The sequence below is a fragment of the Cellulophaga omnivescoria genome (genome assembly GCF_001999725.1).
GTDB lineage: Bacteria > Bacteroidota > Bacteroidia > Flavobacteriales > Flavobacteriaceae > Cellulophaga > Cellulophaga omnivescoria.
Window position 1 is genome coordinate 136,779 of the sequence record NZ_MDDP01000048.1, and the last position, 23,982, is coordinate 160,760.

Annotated in this window: 14 protein-coding genes; 13 read left to right on the forward strand and 1 reads right to left on the reverse strand. The window is 32.5% G+C overall.

Translation table 11 applies throughout. From position 1 onward, the window contains the following. Window positions 1-80: 80 nt before the first annotated feature. The 7 genes from BFJ87_RS14845 to BFJ87_RS14875 all read left to right on the forward strand — a co-directional run bounded on the left by BFJ87_RS14845 (window position 81) and on the right by BFJ87_RS14875 (window position 12,606). Window positions 81-2,894, forward strand: a complete 2,814-nt coding sequence (locus BFJ87_RS14845) for a PQQ-binding-like beta-propeller repeat protein (RefSeq protein ID WP_077406357.1) — start codon at window positions 81-83, stop codon at window positions 2,892-2,894. A 126-nt stretch (window positions 2,895-3,020) separates the two neighbouring features. After that, a complete protein-coding gene (locus BFJ87_RS14850) occupies window positions 3,021-4,511 on the forward strand; it encodes a sulfatase family protein (protein WP_077406360.1) in 1,491 nt (496 codons plus the stop codon). 19 nt (window positions 4,512-4,530) lie between these two features. Next, window positions 4,531-6,342, forward strand: coding sequence for a right-handed parallel beta-helix repeat-containing protein (locus BFJ87_RS14855; protein WP_077406363.1), 1,812 nt, complete (start codon window positions 4,531-4,533; stop codon window positions 6,340-6,342). Further along, window positions 6,332-8,614: a beta-galactosidase gene (locus BFJ87_RS14860; RefSeq protein WP_077406366.1), complete on the forward strand. Its 2,283-nt coding sequence runs from the start codon at window positions 6,332-6,334 to the stop codon at window positions 8,612-8,614. The genes BFJ87_RS14855 and BFJ87_RS14860 overlap by 11 nt, the downstream gene beginning before the upstream one ends. Before the next feature lie 8 nt (window positions 8,615-8,622). Further along, a complete protein-coding gene (locus BFJ87_RS14865) occupies window positions 8,623-9,492 on the forward strand; it encodes a sialate O-acetylesterase (protein ID WP_077406368.1) in 870 nt (289 codons plus the stop codon). Between the two features lie 6 nt (window positions 9,493-9,498). Further along, entirely contained in the window at window positions 9,499-11,022 is a 1,524-nt protein-coding gene (locus BFJ87_RS14870; protein WP_077406371.1) for a sulfatase family protein, read from the forward strand. A gap of 3 nt (window positions 11,023-11,025) precedes the next feature. Beyond that, window positions 11,026-12,606, forward strand: a complete 1,581-nt coding sequence (locus tag BFJ87_RS14875; protein ID WP_077406374.1) for a sulfatase — start codon at window positions 11,026-11,028, stop codon at window positions 12,604-12,606. Between the two features lie 67 nt (window positions 12,607-12,673). Here BFJ87_RS14875 and BFJ87_RS14880 read toward each other — a convergent pair whose 3' ends face one another. Then, window positions 12,674-13,303, reverse strand: coding sequence for a chloramphenicol acetyltransferase (locus tag BFJ87_RS14880; protein WP_077406377.1), 630 nt, complete (start codon window positions 13,301-13,303; stop codon window positions 12,674-12,676). 171 nt (window positions 13,304-13,474) lie between these two features. Here BFJ87_RS14880 and BFJ87_RS14885 point away from each other — a divergent pair, with 171 nt between their 5' ends. From BFJ87_RS14885 to BFJ87_RS14910, 6 genes are all read left to right on the forward strand, one after another. Beyond that, on the forward strand, window positions 13,475-15,403 hold the full coding sequence (locus BFJ87_RS14885; protein WP_077406380.1) for an FAD-dependent oxidoreductase: 1,929 nt from the start codon (window positions 13,475-13,477) through the stop codon (window positions 15,401-15,403). Further along, on the forward strand, window positions 15,403-16,542 hold the full coding sequence (locus BFJ87_RS14890; protein WP_077406383.1) for a hypothetical protein: 1,140 nt from the start codon (window positions 15,403-15,405) through the stop codon (window positions 16,540-16,542). The genes BFJ87_RS14885 and BFJ87_RS14890 overlap by 1 nt, the downstream gene beginning before the upstream one ends. Window positions 16,543-16,553: 11 nt before the next feature. After that, complete coding sequence (locus BFJ87_RS14895) at window positions 16,554-17,975, forward strand: carbon starvation CstA family protein (protein ID WP_077406386.1); 1,422 nt, start codon at window positions 16,554-16,556, stop codon at window positions 17,973-17,975. A gap of 201 nt (window positions 17,976-18,176) precedes the next feature. Then, window positions 18,177-20,822: a PQQ-binding-like beta-propeller repeat protein gene (locus BFJ87_RS14900; protein WP_077406389.1), complete on the forward strand. Its 2,646-nt coding sequence runs from the start codon at window positions 18,177-18,179 to the stop codon at window positions 20,820-20,822. 280 nt (window positions 20,823-21,102) lie between these two features. Beyond that, window positions 21,103-22,653 (forward strand): TlpA family protein disulfide reductase, encoded by a 1,551-nt coding sequence (locus BFJ87_RS14905; protein ID WP_077406392.1) that lies wholly within the window; start codon window positions 21,103-21,105, stop codon window positions 22,651-22,653. Between the two features lie 158 nt (window positions 22,654-22,811). Beyond that, window positions 22,812-23,972: a DmpA family aminopeptidase gene (locus BFJ87_RS14910; protein WP_245799648.1), complete on the forward strand. Its 1,161-nt coding sequence runs from the start codon at window positions 22,812-22,814 to the stop codon at window positions 23,970-23,972. Window positions 23,973-23,982: the final 10 nt, after the last annotated feature.

Genomic DNA, 23,982 nt, shown 5'->3' on the forward strand with positions numbered 1-23,982 from the left:
TGTAAAAGCCTTCTTATCTTTTGTAACGATAAAACCAAAATACATCCTATATGTAATTAATCTGTTTATAATATATAAAAATGAAAAAAGAAATTAGGCTTTTATTGTTGCTATTGGTTTTTGGTTTTTCTTTAATGCAAGGTCAATTAAATAAAGTTAATTTAAAAAGTAAAGGTATTACTAGTTTAGAAACAGGTTATACTATTACTAAAGTTCGTACAGCACAAAATAAAAATAACACATACGTAGTAGCTACTAGTTTTGAAGGCACTGTAATGGGTGTTTCTTTTAGTGGAAAAATACTTTGGAAAAACAAATTGTCTGGTTTTATGAACCACGATATTTGGTGTAGTGACATTAATAATGATACTACTGATGAAATTTTAGTTGCTAACGCAGATGGTACCATTTATTGTTTAGATAATGAAGGTAAATTACTTTGGAAATTTAATAAAAATACGGTTCCAATGTATGCTGTTTGTACCGTTAAAAAAGGATCTAAAAAATATGTAGTTGCTGGTGGTTTTGATAAAAGTATTTATTATTTATCGCCAAACGGAAAAATGCTAAAAGAAATTAAATCATCTACTTACTCTATAGAAAAACCTTGGGCACAGTTTAAAAAAGATTTACCAGAAAGTAATGTTTCTACAGCAAACTTTATAAGACCCATTCCTAAAAAAAACGGAGATGATGTTTTAGCTGTTTTGGGAACAAACAATCATATGAACGTTCCGGGCACTATGTATCTTTTTAACCCTTTAGAAGAACAACCGTACAGAAAAGATAAAATTGCTATAAAAGGCAAAAGAGTTCGTGTAATTGGTCATTTTACTGTAGAAGACAATGTTTCTCCAGAACAACAAATGGTAGTTTTAGGGACATCATCACACACAAACGATAGTGCAATTTTGTTGTATAATCCACAAAACGGAAAACTTACTTATCATAAAAATACAAAATTACCTTTTGGGTATGATGTTACCCATACAGTAACCATAAAGGAAAAAAATAGAACAGTGTTTTTAACGCGTGTTAGAAATCAAATTAAATTATTAGATAGTAATTTAAATGAAAAAACAGCAGAGCGTATTATTGGTAAATATGCGTATTATGATTTGTGGAAAGACACTAAAACGGGTTATATTATATTAGCAAGCTCACAAAGTGGTGGAAGTAGTATTCACATTATTAACACGCAAAACAAGTCTTGGAAAAAAGATTTTAAAGAGCTGAACCCTCCAGGAAAAATACAAACAATTATAGCAAATACTAATCAAGTTAAAGGGCAATTAAATAAATATAAAAGCCTAAAAACAGGAAAAAAACAGTTGCCTGTTTATTTAATGACCGAAAAAATAACTCCGGAGGTAGCACCTTTAAAAAAAGAAATTGAACAAAATTATACTAGTCCAGTTTTTTTAAATTCTAAACATTTACCAAAAGTAGAAAATTGGAATAGGTCTGGTTTAGCTAATGAAAAATATAGAAAAAAGAGAGATCGCAGAAAAAAATATGTTTTAACGCAGCAGCAATCTGTAGATCTTTTAACTAAAGAGTATAACAACGCCCCTGGTTTGGCTTATTGGGCTGGTCACGGTAATGATCCGTATATGTTTAGTTTAGCAACAACAAAAAAAGTTTTGGATGCCGCAAATGGTAAAAAAACTGTTCTTATATATCCAGAAATGGAAGATCATTCTAAAGATTTTGAATTTGTTGTAAATGACTTAATTTACCCTTTAGCAGATTATGCTAAAGATAAAAACACTAACATTTTTTTAAGATCCAAAAATGTATTTTGGTTGGGATCTAATTACCTAAATGCTTGGTCTGGTTTAATGTCTGGTTCCTATGCAAATGTTTTTGTGCCGTCTATGGAAGAAACAACAGATAAAACTATGGAGCTTAGTTTGGCTGGTAGAACCGGTATTTGGGCTAGTGGTGCGGTTAATGGCTGGGGAACACGTGCAGTTCCAGACAATACTGCTTTTGATAGGTCTAGGCAATATGGTGCACAGCAGTTACCTAATCATTTTTTACGAATGTTAATTTTTCATACAGCTAATGGTGCGCAGTACATTAACAACTTTCCTGTAAATCAGGAGTATATTAGTTTGTATTGGGAGTTAATTGCTAAAGGAGTTTTGTACACACCTAAGAGAAATGAAATAGTTAGTTTTTCTCCAGTACATTTAAGTATGAAATCTCCAGATGAGCACTTTTTAGATGATGGTTCTAATGTAAAATGGACCGTTAAATACAATGAAGATTTTGAAAAAAACAACCCTTTTGTTTTTAGTAGAATGAACGGCTCTTGGCCAGGCGCTCCTGTTACAGAATGGGATTTTTCTAGGTATGCAGCAGGTGTAAAAGAGCGTAGACTAAATTTTTTAGCACCTTACAATAATGGTTTGGTTTTAATAACACCACCACAACAAGGAGTGTTTGCAGCTAAAAATGTAGAAAGAGGTTTGTTAAAAAATAATTTACATCCACTTTACAAAAATATATTGCAAGAATATATAACAGATGGGCACTCTTATTTCTCTGCCGATGGTAAACATACATATAGCGCAGATACGTATTATAAAACTATAGAAAGTTCTATTAAGCAAAGTGCAAAATTATTACCCATTTCTGTAGAAGGAGATGTAGCTTGGGTTGTTGCTCAAATTGCACCTAAAAAACTTAGACTTACACTTATAGACAGTGGGTACTTAAATCCATCATCTAAACAAGCAATAATTCATTTTAATACTATAAAGCCAACTAAAATTTTAGATATTTTAACTAAAGAGACTTTTGCAGTGAATAATGCCACTACAACTGTTACTGTGCCACTTGGTTTATTTCGTTTTATAGATGTACAATTAAACAATGAGTTAAAATAGGCTTTACTTATGGTAATTGTATTTTAATTATTTACAAATACATTTTATTTATTTATAAGCACAAAAAAAAAGATAGGCATAACTATGTTTACCATAGGTTATGCCTAAATTTTAATATATAAGTGAATGAAAACTATTTTTAAAAATATTTCTGTAATTGCTTTCTGTACTATAGTATTATTAAGCTGTAATACTAATAAGCAGCCTAAAAATGTAGTTGATGGTAAGAAAACAAGTCTTACTAAAATATCTTCTCCTAACATAATATTATTTGTTGCAGATGACCATGGTTTAGATGCTTTAGGAGCTTATGGAAACCCTGTAATAAAAACACCAAATTTAGATAAATTAGCCGCAGAAGGCACAAAATATACTAATGCATATTGTACCAGTGCCAGCTGTGCGGCAAGTAGATCTGTAATATTATCAGGTAAGTTTGGTCATGCAACAGGCTCTTACGGTCACGTTCATGATTACCATCATTTTAGTACGTATGACTCTATTACATCTTTACCTGTTTTATTAAGCAAGGCAGGTTATGAAACTGCCAGAATAGGGAAGTACCACGTAGCACCGGAAAAAGTATATCATTTTAATACAGTACTAGAAGCAGACCCTAGAAATACGGTAGAAATGGCTAATAAATGTGAAAGTGTTCTAAAGTCAGATAAACCTTTTTTTCTGTATTTCTGTACAGATGATCCGCACCGTGGACACCCTTTTACACCAGAGGAATGGGACACTCCTAATAGCTTTGGAAACAAAAAAGAAGGATATAACGATGTAAACACAGTAACTTATAATCCAAACGATGTTTTAGTGCCTTCCTTTTTGCCCAACACGAAACAGACTAGAGAAGAAATAGCACAATATTACCAGAGTGTATCTAGAATAGACCAAGGGTTTGGAAAACTAATGAAAATGCTAAGGGCAGAGGGCAAAGATAAAAACACTATAGTAATTTATATCTCAGATAACGGAATGGCTTTTCCAGGAGCAAAAACATCTGTAGATGAACCTGGTATTAAATTGCCTTGTATAATAAAAGACCCTAGTGTAAAAGTCACAGGCGTTACTAGTGAAGCTATGGTTTCATGGGTAGACCTTACACCAACTATTTTAGATATGGCTAAAGTAGATTACAACAAAAATAAGTTTCATGGTACATCTTTTAAAGAAACTGTAGGTACAGAAAAAAAAGGAAATTTTACAGAAATATACGCATCACATACCTTTCATGAAATTACAATGTACTACCCAATGCGTGTGGTTAGGAGCGGTAATTATAAACTAATTTGGAATATTGCTTACCGTTTAGAGTATCCTTTTGCATCAGACCTTTGGGCTTCATCTACATGGCAAAGTATTTACAGAACTAATCAACCATATTTTGGACCTAAAAAAGTACAAGACTTTTTATTTAGACCAGAATTTGAGTTGTATGATTTAGATAAAGATCCTAACGAACTTAATAATCTGGCAAACAAACAAGAGTTTAAAAATAAACTTGAAAATTTAAAAGAAAAGCTTAAAGAATTTCAGACAAAAACAGCAGATCCTTGGAAAATTATGTGGAACCATGATGCATCATTACAAGGAGCAGGAGTTAATCTTTAAAAATACCTAACAAAACAAAATGAGTAAATTATCTAAATTAATATTAATATGTGTTTTAGCATTTAGCCATAGTTATGCATCTGAAATTATACATATTAAACATGCAGAAGGAGACATGTCTTATGCAGTAAGGCAGGCTATAGAAAATGCAAAGGATAAAGATATAGAGTTGGTTTTTGAAAAAGGTACCTATACTTTTTTAACCAAGTATGCATTGGGTAAATATTTATATGTAACCAACCATGGTAACGGATTTAAAAAAATCATTTTTAATTTTAATGGTTTTAATTCGGTTGTTATAAATGGTAATGGCGCCGAGTTTATTTTTAATGGACAAACTGCACCTTTTGTTTTTGAAGGGTGTAAAAAAATAGATATAAAAAATGTTACCCTAGATTGGGATATTCCTTTTAGTTTTCAGGGAGATGTTGTTGCTTTTAACAAAAAAGAGCATTGGTATGAGCTTAAGCCATATACCAAAGGTTTTTCATGGAAACTAGAAAAAGGAAGGGTTGTATTTCCCGGAATTAATAATTTTAATTTTTCATCATTAGGGAGTTCTCTCCCTCATAATAAAGAAACCAAAGCTGTAGATTATGGAGCTTGGGATGTATCATTAAATTCTAATTTTGTTGAAAAAAGAGAAAACGGAATTCTTCGATTTTATCAATACGACTTAAAAAAAATTCCAAGAGTTGGTAGTGTTTTACAGTCTAAAGGAGATAAAAAAAATAACCGTTATGCACCAGCATTTTTAGTGCGTAATTCTAAGGATATTGTATTTGATAATGTTGTAATTCATCACGCCTTAGGTATGGGTTTTTTGTTTGAAAGGTCAGAAAATATAAAAATACTAAACAGTGGTATTTATATAAAAGAAGGATCGGATCGTGTAATGTCTATAGTTGCAGACGCTACTCATTTTGCCAATTGTAAAGGTGATATTTTAATAGAAAATTGCCGTTTTGAGGGTATGTATGATGATGGAACAAACGTACACGGTACCTATGTAGAAGTTGACAAAATTATAAATTCTAAAACTGTACGCGTAGCATTAAAACACAACCAACAATATGGTTTTGAGTTTGCAGGTGTTGGAGATGAGGTTTGGTTTATAAAAGCACCAAGTCCTGCTAGAAAAGAAACCAATACTGTAACTAGGGTAAAGGTTATTAATGATTATTATACAGATCTTACGTTTAAAACTGATGTTGCCAAAGATCTTAAAGTTGGTGATGTTTTAGAAAACAAAACTTGGAACCCAAGTTTTACTATGCGTGGCAATACAATACAAGACCATAGGGCAAGAAATATAATTATAAAAACACCTAAAAAAATAGTAATAGAAAACAACAACCTATCTTCTATGATGTCTTCTATTATGTTACGTGGCGAAACATTTTATTGGTTTGAGTCTGGTAATGTAGAGGACGTAATTATAAAAAATAATCATTTTAAAGATTGTGCATATTCAGGATCAGAGCACGCAATTTTAAAAGTATCTCCTAGGTTAGGAGCTGCGTTTAGTGCAACAGATTTGTATGATAGAAACATTGTGTTTGAAAACAATACTATAGAAACTTTTGATAGTAGAATTGTTTGGGCAGACCGTGTAGATGGTTTAATTATAAAAAATAACACTATTAAACAAACTCAAACATTTAAACCATTGTTCCCAAACGCTTATATGTTTGATCTTATTAATTGTAACAATGTAGAAATTAAGAATAATACGTATAACGGTACAGTTACTAATGGTGTTAGGGCAGATGAAGCATCAAAAAAAACAGTAAGCGTAAAGAAAAATAAGGGGTTCACATATGAAAAATAGAAAAAGCTTATTGGTAGTGTTTTTGTTTGTTATTGTAACAGCAGTAAAAGCCCAATCTTTAGAAGATTTGGCAAAAACAAAAATGGTTGAGCTTAGTGCTTTAATGCAAAAAGCAAAAATGCAAGGTATAGATGTTTTAAAAGAAGAAACCACAATTAGAACAGCAGAAGTATTTTTAAAATATGCCAATTGGGATCAGCAGAATGTTAAGGCTAATAAAGATGCATTTTTACTTGTAAAAATTTATGAAAAAGATGCAGAAGAAATGGCTAATAAATTGCCAGATTTTGAGCGTGAAGACGTTATAAAAATGTTAGATGAGGCTACAGGCTACTTAAAGCTACTTATAAATAAGGAGGTGTTTAGAGCTCCAAGCCCTAAAATAGATTGGTCTAAAATAACAGTAAATAATGATGAGTTATTGTATAATAATAAACCTGTTTTTTTAGCGGACTATACTTGGAAACCTAATACAGCAGAACTAAATGAATACCACGGAAACCAAGATGGTTTTTTTATAACTCCGTCTTATGTTGTTAAAGAAGATGGCACTATAAATGCCTCTAAAAAACAAGAACTAAGTACTAAGCCAACAGGTAATGCAGGTTTTATATTTTTTAACCACAAAACAATGCCTAAATGGGCAAAAAAGAAGTACGGAGATAATTTTATTATGCGTACCAATACCTATACCGCTTATGATATAGATAACCCAGGAGCCATTGATGTACAAAAAAAATTAATAAAAGGGTTAGTGCCTACTATGGCAGGTAAAAATTATACTGCTTTGGGGTATATGTTGTGTAATGAACCTCATTTTTTCACACAAAAAACAGGTGAAAAACTAGCTTGGGCTTCTGGTCCTGTTTCTAATTTTACAATAGATAAATTTAAAGTATGGCTAAAAAGGAAACATAAATCTATAAAAGCATTAAACAGCTTATGGCACACTAATTTTAAAAACTTTAATAGCGTAGAAATACAAATACCAATAGACACAAGTTTAAGAGGTACACCTATATGGTATGATTGGTCTTTGTTTAATATGCATAGGGTTACAGAATGGTATACTTTTTTAAAAGAAGAAATTTTAAAGTATGATGCAGCAGCAAAAGTTCATTTAAAAATTATGCCAAATTTATGGACAGATAATAAAAGAGTACACGGTATAGATTTAGAGGCTTTAACAGATTTAAGCGGAATTATTGGTAACGATTCTGGTGCAGAAAATAACCATATGTGGGGACCAAAAGAGGAATGGGAGCACCATTATGCGCTTAATTGGAGAGAGCTTTGTATGGGGTTCGATTTTATGAAATCTGTGAGTCCGTCTAAACTAAATTTTAATTCTGAGTTACATTATTTATCTACAACAAAATCTAGAGATTTATACCAAGATCCTAAGTATGTAAGAGCAGCTTTTTGGTTGGCACATACCTATGGCATGACGGCAAGCCAAATATGGTACTGGCCTAGGGAAGCAAATGGAGCCATATCACAAAAAGCAATAAATGATAAAGGTTACGCAGGTAGTAACAATCAGCAACCTAGAGTAACTAATGAGGTAGCTACAACTTTAATAGATTTAAATACTTTTTCAGAACATATAATGGCTATGCAACGTATGCAAAAGCCGTTACGTATTTTTTATTCTAAAACATCTGCCATAAATAAAACAAAACATATGGATGATGTTTTTAAATTATACGAATCTCTTCATTTTAATGGGGTGTCTCTTGGTTTTGCAACTCAGGATATTCTTAACAAACAAAAACAAAAAAACTGGGAAGCTGTTTTAATTTATAAAACTCAATTTATCACATCAGAAGAACAAAAGGTATTACAAAATTACTTAGATAATGGAGGAACAATTTTTACAGACGCAGTTAGTCTTAAAAAAGATGAATATGGAAATGCTCTTCCTAAGCTTACACAAAGCAAAGGTGTTTTGGTTGTTTGTAATTCTTTGCAAGAGCTAAATACTAAAGCAATGAAGCATTTAGCAACTAACAATAAATTGCCGGAAGTAACAGTAACAGAAACAAATAAATTAGGGGTTAAAACCTGTGCTTGGAAGGTTATAAAGAATAAAGAAGGTAACCATATTTTATCTGTAGTTAACCTAGGTAAAACAGACGCAACTTTAAAAATAAAATTAAAAGATGCAAAAAAAACTGTTTGCAAAGACCTTTTAAAAGGCATAAAAGTAACAGCTAACCCAACACTAAAGCCTTACGAGGTTTTTTATGTAACTGTTTTAGAAGATAAATAATAGATATAATGAAGAATTTTAAAATTATAATATGTTTTCTACTTTATTTTGGTGCCGTAGGAGCGCAAGATAATGTTCAGGTTGTGCTACTAGCAGGGCAATCTAATATGGCAGGCGCAGGTAATTATGGTCTTTTAGATGCTATTACAAAAAATAGAATTGCAAAAGCATCCAAAACAGTATTGCTAAGTTTTAATGGAGAAGATGCCAAACCGTTATCGTATTACGATAATAAACCAACAGAAAAATACAATTTTAAAAAACGTTTTGGTCCAGAGCTTTTATTAGGCGTAACCTTAGCAGAAAAATACCCAAATAAGAAGTTTGTTCTTGTAAAAAGGTCTAAAGGAGGTACTTCTTTATATGGCGCTTGGAGCCCTAATTGGTCTTTAGAAAAAAGTAAAGCTGTAGAAAAAGGAGAAGAAAAGCAACAAGCCAAATTGTATAGTATGCATATACAAGACATACAAAGAATAGTAACTTCAATAACCCAAAAAGGAAATACATATAATATTATGGGCTTATGTTGGATGCAAGGTGAAAATGATGCGGCTAAAGAGGTTGCTGCAAGTAGTTATAAAACAAACTTAAAAGAATTATACAATGCTTATAAAAAAGATTTAAACGTAGAAAAATTGCCCTTTGTTATAGGACAAATTAACTCAACCTATGGTAGGTTTAAAGAAGGTCCAGAAATGGTTAGACAAGCAATGATAGATTTTTGTAAAGAAAACAATAGTGCTATTCTTTTAAAAACAACCACAAACAGAAAATGGAAAGATTACCCTAAGCATACAGACAATGTGCATTACAACGCAGAGGGCCAAAAACGTTTGGGTATTGCTTTTGGTAAAAAACTGATTGAATTAAATAAATAAAAAAAAATGAAAAAAATAATTTTATCACTTTATTTATTAGGGGTTATATGTTTATTTGGAAGCAAATCTAAAGAGCAGATTGCTGTAAAAAAACCAAATATACTTTGGATAGTTGCAGAAGACTTGTCTCCATTTATGGGGTGTTATGGCGATTCTATTAATATTGGACATACACCTGTAATAGATAAATTTGCAAAAGACGGAGTATTATTTACTCGTGCATATGCCACAGCTCCAGTATGTTCTGCAAGTAGATCTGCCTTAATTACTGGTGTCATGCAAACAACTACAGGAACACATAACCATAGATCTAGCAGAACTACCGATGGAGAAGTTGTGCCAGAAGAACTTAGAATTAATTTACCAGAAGGAATGAAGACTATTCCGGAGTTAATGAAAGATGCTGGATATTTTGTTTTTAATTCTGGTAAAGACGATTATAATTTTCATTACAATCGTAAAGCCTTGTATGCAGTAGGTAATGAAAAGGATTATAAACCAGGAATGAACGGCTGGCAAGGAAACAAAGCAGTTAATTACATGTCTGTTACCGATGGAGTTTGGAGTGCAAGAAAAGATAAAAACCAACCATGGTTTGGACAGGTACAAATAATGGGAGGAAAAAAAGATGCTAAATATGTGCGCGATGGTGAAAAGCTGGCAGATAATGATGTGCCTCTACCGCCTTATTTTCCGGATATTCCTTCGCAGAGAAAAGCTTGGACAGAACATTATAATGCCAATAGGGGATCTGATGTTACTGTAGAAAATATTTTAAAACAGTTGGAAAAAGATGGAGAATTGGAGAATACAATTATATTTTTCTTTTCCGATCACGGAAGTAATTCTTCTTTACGTCACAAACAATTTTGTTACGAAGGCGGAATGCTAGTACCATTAATGATTAAAGGTAACCATCCTGCAATAGATGCTGGTACAGTTAGTAATGACTTAGTTTCACTTTTAGATGTATCTGCAACTACCCTTGCTATGGGAGGAGTTTCTTTGCCAAAATATTTAGATGGGCAAGATTTATTCGCAAAAGATTACAATGCCCCAGAATATGTTATTGGAGCAAGAGATAGATGTGATTATACTATAGATAGGATAAGAACCGTAGTATCTAAAGACTTTAGATATATTCGTAATTATTTCCCAGAAAGACCAATGTTACAAGCGGGTTATAGAGATAATAAACCAATAGTAAAAGATTTTAAAAAACTACATAAAGAAGGTAAATTAACCCCATATCAAGAAGAACATTGGTTTGGTATACGCCCAAAGGAAGAGTTGTATAATTTAAAACAGGATCCGCACCAGATGAATAATTTAGCTGAAAAATTAGAATACGCAGCTGTTCTTGCAGAACTCAGAACTGAATTAGAAAATTGGATACAAAATACAGACGATAAGGGGCAATACCCAGAAGATGTTAATCAGTTAAAAGCAACCTATAATTTATGGAAGGATAGACCAAGGTTTAGAGATGCTAAAGTAAATCCTGAATATGATCAATTTAAATTAAAATAATATATGATAGAGATACATTTAAAAAAAAATGTTTTTAGACATCCCATTGTAGCCTGCTTTTTTATTACTTTTTTAGCTTTTTCTTGCAAAGAAAAACCTGAAACTAAAGGCGAAAAGGTAGCACAACAAACAGAAGTTAAAAAACCAAACATAGTATTTATTCTGGTTGATGATTTAGGGTATGCAGATGTTGGCTTTAATGGGTCTACTTATTATGAAACCCCTAATTTAGATGCGCTTGCTAAAGAAAGTTTGGTATTAGATAATGCTTATATGTACCCAACGTGTTCACCATCTAGAACGGCAATTTTTACAGGTAAGCAATCTTTTAGAACAGGGGTGTATACTGTACCTGTTTTAGAAAAAGGTACAGCAGAAGAAAACATCTTTTCTAGGTGGACAGTGGGTAAGGAGCATACCATTTTTGCAGAGCCTTTAGCAGATGCTGGCTACAAGGCAATACACATAGGTAAATGGCACATTGTTGGGCCTTACCCAGAAAAAGAAAAGAAAATGACTTTCCCTATACAACAGAAACTGACACAACCAGATCCGGGAGATTATAGTTGGGTAGCAAAACATAAAACACCAGAAATACACCAATATTACCCAGAGGGTCGTGGTTTTATAAAAAACGTTGCAGGTACATACCGTGGAGACCCTGCTTTAGAACCAGGTGGCTATAAAAGTGTAGGTGGTGGTTATATAGCACCATTTAGCAATCCGTTTATAGAGCAAAAACCAACAGATGAATGGCTTACAGATAGGTTAACAGATGAAGCTATTGAGTTTATAGGAGATCATAAAAATGAACCTTTCTTTATTAATTTAGATTATTATGCGGTACACGCACCTGTTAGAAAACGTAATGAAGAACTATACCAAAAATACTTAAATAAAGAGGTAGACTCTATTACCGGACAAGGTATTGCAGAAAAAATAAAAAGAAAAGAACATTATGCTGGTTATGCATCTATGGTAGAGTCTGTAGATACTAATGTTGCCAGAATTGTTAAGTATTTAGATGATAACGGTCTTAGAGAAAATACAATGATAATTTTAACTTCAGATAACGGGTATAATGGCGGACAAAGTAAAAACGATTTACTACGTGGTGCTAAGGGGTATATTTATGAAGGCGGAATAAAAGTACCTGCACTGGTAAATTGGCCAGGTAAAGTACAGGCAAGAAGAAGTAAAGAAGCCATAACTGCGTTAGATTTTTTCCCTACGTTTTTAGATGTTGCAGGTATAAAAAATTATAGCGGTGAGTTAGATGGTAATTCTATTACTCCAATGTTTACTAAAGACAATGAGCAATTTACAAATCGCCCTTTGTTTTGGCATATAGCTAGCCAATGGAAACACGGTACGTGTTCTGTAATCAGAAAAAACAACTACAAGTTAATTCAGTTTTTAGCAGATGGTAAGTTAGAGTTGTACAACTTAAACGAAGATCCGTCTGAGTCTACAAACTTAGTAGAAACCAATAAAGATATTGCCAATACAATGTTAGCAGAATTGGTACAATGGCGCAAACAAAATAAGGTTCCATTACCGCCTAATTCGGTTTTAGAGTTTTAAAATATTTTTATAGATAGATAAAAGTAAAACCTTGTTAAGGCAGTAAAATGCCATAACAAGGTTTTTTTTATTTGTTTAATAAAGCCTGAAACTTATCTACAAAAAGACCAACGTGGTAGCCATCTACTAGACCATGATGCGCGTGTATAGAAACAGACATTGTTTTAGTATTGTCTGTGGTCATTATTTTTCCAAAAGATATTTTAGGACAACTATCTGGGTATTTATAATTTCTAGCGTGAGACATACTAGTAAAGTTTAACCAAGGCAAAGCAGAAAAGTGTATAACGTTTATTTTATCTTCCTCCTCAGGAAACAAACTTGTAGATTCTTGTACTTTTTTAATTACTTTTTTAGCGTCTGCAATAAAACTAACTTCGTCTTCATTATAATTTATAAAAGAAAAGCCAAACGTATTGTCTGGTCTGTTTATAGTTGGCGATGCGTTAATGGTATCAAATAAATACACCTTATCATCTATAATTCTATATTTAAAATTTTCAATTTGGTTTGCAGCTTCTAATGCACGGTATAAATAATAAAGAAAAAACGAAGTATTGTTCTCTTTTGCTTTTTTGTATGCCACAGTACAATCAACTGTAACTGTAATTCCAAAAAATGGTTCATCAAACTTTGAAAAAAAATTAAAGTGATCTTTTCTGTTCCAATTTTCAATCCTAACCAAAGTTTTACTCATATAAATAGTTTTTATCAAAAATAGTAAAGATAAAGGGAGTGAAGTGTATTGCTTAAAAAATAAACGTAAGTACTGAGAGGTACAATTAAATTACTGAGCAAAACATTTATTTTATACCTACTTAGTAAATTGTCCTAATAAATAATACATACCACATTTTAGCTTTATATAATGGAAAGAAGAAAGTTTTTTAAAACAAGTACAAAAGGAGTTTTAGCTGTAAGTATGTTACCCATAGTAGGTGAGCTAACAGCGCAAAATAAAAACACAGAAACTGTTGCAACTCCTAATTGGAATACCAATGCAGACGGACAACAATTTCATTTAAATAGGAAAAAAGTAATTACTGCAGATGTTGTGGTTGTTGGTGCAGGTATGGCAGGTATATGTGCTGCAGTATCTTCTGCAAGAATGGGTAATAAAACAGTTTTAATACAAGATAGGCCAGTGCTTGGTGGTAATGCCTCTAGTGAAATTAGGGTTACTGTAAACGGAGTACAGAGTTTAAAAAACAAACATATTGTAGAAAGAGAAACAGGTGTTTTAGAAGAAATGCTTATAGAAAATTGGCATTTTAATGAGCAAGAGTCTTACCCTGTATGGGACCACGTTTTGTATGATTTTGTTACAAGACAAAACAATTTAGAATTATTTTTAAATACACAAGCTTATGACGTGGTTAAAGATGGCGATAAAATAAAATCTGTTATTGCAAGACAAACCACTACAGAAATGGCATATACATTTAACGCAGATGTTTTTATAGATTCTTCTGGAGATGGTTTAATGGCTGCAATGGCTGGTGCGGAGTACAGAATTGGTAGAGAAGGCAAAGAGGAGTTTGGAGAGTCCTTTGCTCCAGATGTGCCAGACAATTGGGTAATGGGAGACTGTATTATGATGATTACAAAAGATATGGGTAGACCAATAAAGTTTAATCCGCCTTCTTACGCAATTCCTTTTGATGCCGAAACTGCTTTTAAAGACAAGCACCGTAAAATTAAACAAGTAAAAGAAGGTTTTTGGTGGGTAGAAATTGGTAGTAATAATGATATTATTGGCGAGAGAGAAGATATAAAACACAAATTACTAGCACGTTTTTACGGTGTTTGGGACCATATTAAAAATTCGGGTAATTTTCCTGAAGCAGAAAATATAGCTTTAGATTGGATAGGTTCTGTGCCAGGCCGTAGAGAGTCTCGAAGGTTTATGGGAGATTATATTTTAACCCAACCAGATATGGAAGAATACCGTCATTTTACAGATACTGTTGCTTATGGTGGCTGGTCTTTAGATGAGCATTGCCCAGGTGGTATTGAAAATTTAACCGAGCCAGCTAGTTATTTTCATTCTAGGTTTAAGCAGGTTTATGAAATTCCTTTTCGTTGTTTGTACTCTAAAAATGTAAGTAATTTAATGCTGGCTGGGCGTAACGTAAGTGTATCACATATGGCATTATCGTCATCCCGTATTATTGCTACTTGCGCTCTAATGGGGCAAGCAGTAGGTACGGCATCTGCATTGTGTATACAACATAAAGTTACACCTAGAGAAATAGGTAAAAAGTATATAAACGACTTGCAAGAACAGTTGTTAAGAGACGACTCTTACCTGCCAAGCAGACCAGCAAATGATAAAAACGATAAAGCTAGGCAGGCAAGTGTAATTTTTGGTTCTTCTACAATATCTGGGGATGTAAAAAATTTAATTGATGGTGTTGGCAGAGATGAGGTAGAAAAAATACACCATTGGCAAGCAGACGGTTTACAAGCAGAATTGCAGTTAGAGTGGAAAAAGAATATAGACTTATCAGCTGTAGAGTTAAAGTTTGACACTAATTTGCAGCGTAAAATGATGATGCATAAGAATCCGGCTAAAAACAAAGGACAGGTTATTGGTATACCGCCAGAGCTGGTAAAATCTTTTAAAGTTGAAGCAAGAGAAAAAGGAAGCTGGAAAACCATTGCAGAGGTAACGGATAACAGAACACGTTTGGTAAAAGTTAATTTTAAAACCATAAAAACTAATGCAATACGTGTTACTTTTAATGATACCTATGGCGATCCTAATATTAAGCTTTTTGAAGTTCGTTGTTACTAATGTTTATAAGATATACCTACATAATTACGGTTGTTTTTTTAGCACTTTTATTTACCGATAAAAGTGCTAAAAGACACTTAGTACAATCTAATAACGAAATAAAGCACCATATAAAAGTTCATCATCCTGGTAAAGGGCAAAATAATATTGAAGATGCCGTACTTGTAGAAGTAAAAGGCAAAAACAACTTGCCAGTATCTTATTATATGGATGTAGAATCTGTTATTTGTTATGAGAACTTGTGTAAAATTGTTCCTGTCCGTATTATTTGGAACACCATTGGCGAATATCAAAAATATGAATTAGCAAAAGGTGTAGCCTTAGAAAAGTATGAGGGAGAACCATATACAGAAGAGGATTATAGTAAAACGCAAAAAATACTTTTAGATGTTGACTCGCCTTTTAAGAGCATTAGAATTGATGAAATTTTAACCACTGTAAAATCTCATGATATTGTAGATGCTGTTGCTGGTGAAACTTTGTTAGAGTTAAATGAAGATGATACTGTAGATGGTGCATCTTTAACATGTTATACGCTTTGGCACTGGGCGCACGGCGCAGTAGTAGAAAAAATAAAAGAGGTTACGGCTTCTAACTTTTCAAGCAAAAATTATATTGCTTATTTAAATAGTGATAATCTTCAAAAACAATTGTTTGCTATAACGTATGTAAATCTTCAAAAAAAATACGAAAAAGATGTAGTAGCCGCGGTAACGCAAAACACATTAAAAAATAACAATCTAGTACGTAATGCTATTCTCTACGCAGAAAACGGAAGTGAAGATACCTATTTATCTACCTTAAAAACGTTTATAACCAAAGGAAATACTAAACTTAAAATAGCTGCATTAAACTCTTTGTTAAACACTAATACTAGGTTAAATAGTAATTACGTAACAGATTTAAGTTTGGTAGTTAGTAAAAACATTACTTATCATGAAACAGCTTTGTTTTTACGTATACTACAACAAAACAAACAAGCAGTAACCAGTAATTTAATAAGTAACTTAATGCCTTTGTTACAAAAAGATATTGTAATCTCTAGAAATGTATATTGGTTTTTAAAAGGAGAGAACCTAACAACTTTACAACAAAAAGTACTTAATAATTTTGCTAAAAAACATAAAAACCAACTTTAAATAAAAAGAGTATGATTTCTTTATTAATTTGTGTGGTAATCCTTGTTGTTGGTTATTTTGTTTATGGTACCTATGTAGAAAAGCAATTTGGTATAGATACAAACCGTAAAACGCCAGCTATAACCAAACAAGATGGTGTAGATTTTGTACCTCTTAAGTTGGGTAAAATATTTTTAATTCAGTTTTTAAACATAGCAGGTTTAGGTCCTATTTTTGGAGCAATATCTGGTGCGCTTTGGGGTCCAGTGGCTTTTTTATGGATTACTTTTGGGTGTATTTTTGGTGGCATTGTGCATGATTACTTTTCCGGAATGTTGTCTATACGTCATGGTGGGCAAAGTATACCAGAAATAGTAGGCAAATATTTGGGCAATGGTGTAAAGCATTTTATGAGAATTTTTGCCGTAGTATTATTGGTTTTAGTAGGTGTAGTATTTGTAAAAGGACCAGCTAGTATACTACAAGAGCTTACAGGAGTTAGTGCAGCTACAATGGTTATAGTTATATTTTTATATTACATTTTAGCCACTATGATTCCTATAGACAAGCTAATTGGTAAAATATATCCTTTATTTGGACTTTGTTTACTGCTAATGGCTTTTGGGTTGTTTGGCGCCTTACTTTTTCAAGACTATACCATACCAGAGTTTAGTATTAGCACTTTACGCAATTTGCATTCTAACCCCCATACTTTTCCAGTTTTTCCGTTGGTATTTGTTACCATTGCTTGTGGTGCTATATCTGGTTTTCATGCAACGCAATCGCCATTAATGGCACGCTGTATATCTAATGAGGCAGATGGCAAAAAGGTATTTGCTGGTGCAATGTTTACAGAGGGTATTATAGCATTAATTTGGGCAGCCGTTTCTATGTCTTTTTTTGGAGGTGTTAGTCAGCTTGGAGAGGCAATGGCACAAGATGGCCATAACGCAGCTTGGGTGGTAAATATAATTTGTAATACTATGCTAGGTAAATTAGGTGGAATTTTAGCTGTATTTGGCGTAGTTGCTGCACCAATAACATCTGGTGATACAGCCTTTAGAAGTGCACGTTTAACCATAGCAGATTCGTTTAACATAAATCAGTCTAAATTATTAAAAAGACTTTTGGTAACTATTCCGCTTTTTGTAATAGCAATAATACTTACTAAAGTAGATTTTGCCATAATTTGGAGGTACTTTGGATGGTCTAATCAAGTAATGGCTACCATTGTTTTATGGGCATCGGCCGTGTATATGAAAAAACAAGGTAAAAAAACGTGGTTTATTATTTTTCCAGCAGCTTTTATGACCACAGTTGTAGTTACCTATATATTAGTTGCGCCAGAAGGTTTTAAGGTAAACTACACCATATCTTATAGTGTAGGTATATTGGTGTCACTACTTGTAACTATTTGGTTTTTATATACTAAAAAGTTACTTAGAACAACATAAATACTTATTGCTATAAATAAAATTTATGTATAGTGGTAACTAATTAATTTTTAGGTGTTTGTACTTAAGTAGACATCGTATTTACCATTGGCTACAAAAAAAAGTACAAAGACAATATCTTCGACAATGCAAATAACATCTAAATAACAATTGTTGTTTACAGATGTGTGATTTTTTAAACAGCTAAAACTTTAAAAAAAAATGAAAAACCAATTTACATATATGCTAGTATTTATTGTAATGCTAGGCACTGCACACGCACAAAACTTTACAACAGAGGGCAATGGCATACGTAATGCTATTGTTGCCAATAATAATAAAGACCAAATACTATATGTGTCTGAGTTAGATGGTGCTTTGGCTGCATACACACTTTCTGGAGAAAAAATATGGAGTAAACCAGCAATTAACCCAGCTGTAGTATTTAATATAGTTGCAGCAGATATTACAAATAATGGTAAAGATGAACTTATTGCAGCAAGTGCTAATGGTACTATTTATTGTTATACCAGTACTGGTAAACAATTGTGGAGCTATACACCTAAACATAAAGTGCGTTTTAGTGAAGTAGCTGTAGTAAATAACGGCAAGCCACAAATATTTGCAGGAGGTAACGACTATAATTTGTATGAGTTAAATGCAAAAGGAGACTTGGTGTCTACTACCAAGATAGATGGTGTAGTACGTAAATTAATGACTGGTAATTTTATAGAAAAAGACAAGCAAAGCCTTTTTGTAATGACCTATGTTCATGATAAATTTAGATGGGATTTTTTAGGATTTATAAACCCAGTAACCAAGCAAGTTATAAAACGCTTAGAGTATAAAGACAATAAACTTAAACAGTTTGGTAAAACTATGATTACAGATTTTGCTGTGGCAGATATTAATAATGATGGTTTACATGATATTTTGTTTTTTGCAGATTTATCCTTTAAATCTTTTTTTATAGCCCTGGATAGTAATTTTAACACATTAGCAACATTTAATGGTAGTTCTAAAGATGCTCAGAGGTATGCACATAGTAAAGGAGCGTATTTGCCAAAAAGTAAACAAATTATGTTTCAGCACGGTAGTATAATTTATGTGTTAGATACCAAGGGTAATCTTGTAGCAAAAGAAGGCAAAAGATTTACTGCAAAAGTGTATAGTGATATTACCTATATACCCAGCAAAAATAGCTTATTTGCTGCGGGCGAAGTAGATGGTGGCAATGCAGTTTATGTTTATAATTTAGACCATAAAAATTGGTGGAGCACAAAACAGCCAAAACAGGGCAGAATGTTAGAGGTAGAAAATAACCTAGCAAAACTATACCAACAAACGTTAGACTTTAAATTACCAGAATACCAGCAAAAATCTGACGAGGATTGGGTAATGATTACCTCTAAAAAAATTAATGAAGATGTAAAAAAGCTAACTGCAAATAATGTAAAATTTGTAATACAGAAATCGCCAAAAGAAAGTACAGAGCGCTCTACAATGGTTAAAGCTATGGGTAAAATAGCCCTTAAAAAAGACAAACGTGGTAAATACCAAGACTCTAGAGAAGACATTGTGCAAATGGCAAAAGATTTTGAGGCTAAAGGGCAACCATTTACGTTTTGGGCAGGCCACGGTAACGATCCTTTTTACATACAAATAGAAACACTAGAAAAAATATTAGAAGTTGCACCAACCACATGTTATGGTTTTGTATATGCAGAAATGGCTAATGTAGAAGATGCTAGAGTACAGTATTTTGTAAAAGAATATATGCCTAGATTGGCAAAAGCAATCAGAAAAAATAATAGAGCCAAATTGTATTTTAGGTACAAAAATATGTTTTGGGCAGCAACATCTCATTTGCCATTATGGAAAGAAATGTTTTTCTCTAATAAATACAACGATATTTTAGTGCCAGCCTCCGAGGATACCAGTAACAGAACTCAAGACCTTAATTTAGTCGGCCGCGTAGGTATGCAGTCTAGCGGATATGTAAACGATTTTGCTATGCGTTTAATAGATGATAACCCAACAAGTTGGCGACCACTTTCGCCAGGTGGTCAGCGTTCTATTTCTCCTTATTTAAGGCAAGGTACTTTAATGGCAGCTTATGGCGCAAGGTACGGTATAGTGTCAAACAACTCATTTACAGAAGAACCAGGTTTAAACATTTTATTTGCGTTAATGAAATCTGGTGTGTTACCCGTAGTAAAACCAGAAAATATAACCTCTATAGGTTCATGGCATTTAATACAAAACGTAGACGAAAAACTAATACACACCGTAGATACACACCATAATTTAAAACAATACAGCACAACAGATGATGATGCCGTATTTTCATATGCGCAAATGCATTGGGCAGGAGTAGACCTACCAGAACACGATTTTTCTAGCGTTGCCCTAGGCGTAAAATACAGATGGTTAAACTATATGCCAATTATGCCATACGGTATGGTAGCAGTAGCACCAGTAGAAGCCAAAACTACAATAGAAAAACTAAGCAAACCTTATTTTGTATCTACAGCCAAAGTAGGTATTAAAGATGGCGTTAAAGTACCCGCAAAAGAGTTTGGTGCAGTTATAAAAGCAACAGTAGCAAAAGGTGCAAAGCAGTTACCAATTGTAGTCTCGGGTGCATCATGGAGTGCTATAAAATTAGATGACAACCACACACGTTTAATTTTAATAGACCCAAATTACATAAACCCACAAAACACAAAAGTTACCGTAACATTTGCGTACAAAACGCCCAAACAAATAGTAGATATTTTATCTAAAGAAGAGCTAACGGCAACCAACAATAAAATAGAAATAACAGTACCAGCAGGTGCTATGCGTTTTATAGACGTAGCGTATTAAGTGCCTAACATTTATTTATGTTCTCCTTTTATACTAGTACCTACAAACTAGTGTAAAAGGAGATTCTTTTTTAAAACCGTGTACCGTAAACTATAACCCAATTACTACCATTTATAAATTATTTTTATACAATTACACATATCTGTAATTGCACAACAAAAAATGTTTTTATATTGTAAGAAAATTAAGCGCTAAAAATTGAAATGTGCGTTTATTACACCAATATGGGTGAATAAACGCAATGAATTGCGTTTATTTATAGTTGGCAACAAGCTGAAAAATGAAACACAGATTAACCATTCTACTTCTGATTTTAACTTTTATATCTTGTAAGAACACGAGTGAAAAGAAAACGGAGGAAATATTAAAAGATAAACCAAAACAAATTGTTTTAATTTCAAAATACGCACCAGAATCATATAAACACTATTTAAAGCAGGATAGTATAGGACAGCAATCGAATGAAAAAACTGGTCCTTATTCACCTATCGAAAGTCCGACTTTTGCTTATTATGATTCACAAAACAATATCAGTATTTGGAAACCTAAAGTGAACGAAATAGACACTTTAACAATACCGTATTATAGAGATTATTTGGAAATAAGTACTCGTAATACTTACTCTTCCATACCTAATACTTATCTCATAAAAAATGGAGACACAATTATTATTAAGTATGAAAATAAATTACCAATCGCTAAAATTACGAATCGTCAGGTTAATGATATTGAACTAAACTATAATAATTATAGATTAAAAGAATTATTTGACAACAAATACCCAAGTCATCACAAAATATTTCTTGGTTTCTTATTAAGTAAAGAGAAATCAATGGAAGAAACTACAATTGATTTTTACCAACAAGCAGTTAAAGATGGAGAAAGAGAAACTGTATTTTTAGATTCATTACAAAAAGAAAAACTGATTTCAGAAGACAATTATTCTTACCGCAAAGAAATTTTAACTGGTTTATTAGAAAAACACAAAAACCTCAAAACAATAAAAGAATGGCTAGAAAAAAACAAATCTTTTTCAAATAAAGAAAATATCGAAACTATTTATGGTTTAGATTTATCAAAGACAGACTCTTTAATGAATTTTTCATATTTCAGAGATTACTTAAACAATATTTCCAAATATAATCTTTCTTTTATTCAAGAGAACAATATGAACTCTGGAGCATTTTATATAGATTCAAGAGTTCGATTTGATTCTATTTTAAATGACAAAAGGTTTAACCAAACTGCTAAAAATTTTCTCTTACCTATAACTTATAATGGAATTGGTCAAAATTTTAGAGTTAAAGACAAAGAAGAATATTTCAACAAATTAATTAAAAACACTACCAATCAAAGAAAAATAAAAGAAATTCAAGAAAAATACAACTTGGATTTTAGTAAGTCTGACAAATTGATTTTGACTACAATTAAAAATGATACAATCACTTTTTCTGAAATTATAAATAATAATAAAGGAAAATGGCTTTACATTGATTTTTGGGCAAGTTGGTGCAAGCCTTGTAGAGAAACAATGCCAAAATCTGTAATACTTAAAAAAGAATTTGAAAAAGAAAATATTGAGTTTATCTATTTGAGCTTGAACGACAAAAAAGAAAATTGGAAATTAGCAATGGAATCGGATGGAATCTCAAAAAGTCAGAATTACTTTATCGAAAATGGTAATGTTTCTAAAGTAATTGAAGATTTAGGAATAAAAACAATTCCTCACTTTTTGATTTATAATCCAAATGGAGAATTAATCAACGGATTTGCAAATCGACCAGGAGAAGGTGCGAAAAAACAATTGAAGAAATTTCTAACTGAAAAATAAAGCCTGTTGCCAACACCGTATATAATTTATTGCTAATTCTTGCCTACTTGCGAAAGTCCTCGCGGACTTTCTTTGTCCGTAATTATTTATTAAATTAGTTGCTTGAAACACGCAACAAACCATATACAACAACGTTGTACCTCATTAAAACCAAGATTTTGAAAAACACATTAACGATAATATTTCTTGCTCTTTCTATTTTAATTTATGCTCAAAAACCAAGAGCACGAGATTTAGGAATTCAATTTGAGGGAACTACAGGAAAATATAATGCAATAACAGATGTTAAAGGTGTTTCAGTTGGACATTCTACCATTATTTCAGGAAACGGAAAGAATGAATTAGGAAAAGGACCAATCCGAACTGGAGTAACTGCTATATTTCCAAGTGGAAAAAAGAAGAAACCTTTGTATGCAAATTGGTATAGTCTAAATGGAAACGGAGAAATGACCGGAACAACTTGGATTACAGAATCTGGTTTTTTAGAAACACCAATAATGCTGACTAATACATTTAGCGTCGGAACTGTTAGACAAGCAACTTTGAAATGGATGGTTGACACTTCTTGGAGTGATGAAGATTGGTGGTGGGCTTTTCCAGTTGTTGCTGAAACTTATGACGGATTTTTGAATGACATTTACGGATTTCAAGTACAAGAAAAAAATGTTTTAGAAGCAATTGAAAATACTACTACCGAAGAAGTTGAAGAAGGCAATGTAGGTGGCGGAACTGGAATGATGAGCTTTGGATTTAAAGGCGGTATTGGAACTTCTTCTCGAGTTTTAAAATTTCCAGATACAACCTATACAGTTGGTGTGCTAGTTCAATCAAATTACGGAGACAAAAGAAGGTTTAGAGTTGATGGAGTGCCTGTTGGAAAAGAATTAAAAGACACCTTAAACCCTAAATACATAGCATCACCAAAATCAAGAAGACAAAATGGAGATGGTTCTATTATTGTTGTTGTTGCTACTGACGTACCATTACTTCCTTATCAATTAAAAAGAATTTCCCAACGAGTACCAATTGGAATTGGAAAATTAGGCGGAATTGGAGCAAATGGTTCAGGAGACATATTTATTGCTTTTTCGACTGCGAACCAAGAAGCGTATATTCGAGAAGGTAAAACTACAGTTCAAACAGTATCGAATGACTGGATGAATGATATTTTTGATGCCACAATTCAAGCTGTTGAAGAAGCAATTATAAATGCTATGGTAGCAGCTGAAACAATGGAAGGAATTAACGGAAATAAGGTTTATGCGTTACCACACAATAAACTGATTGAGATAATGAAAAAATATAATCGAATAAAATAACGAGGTACAA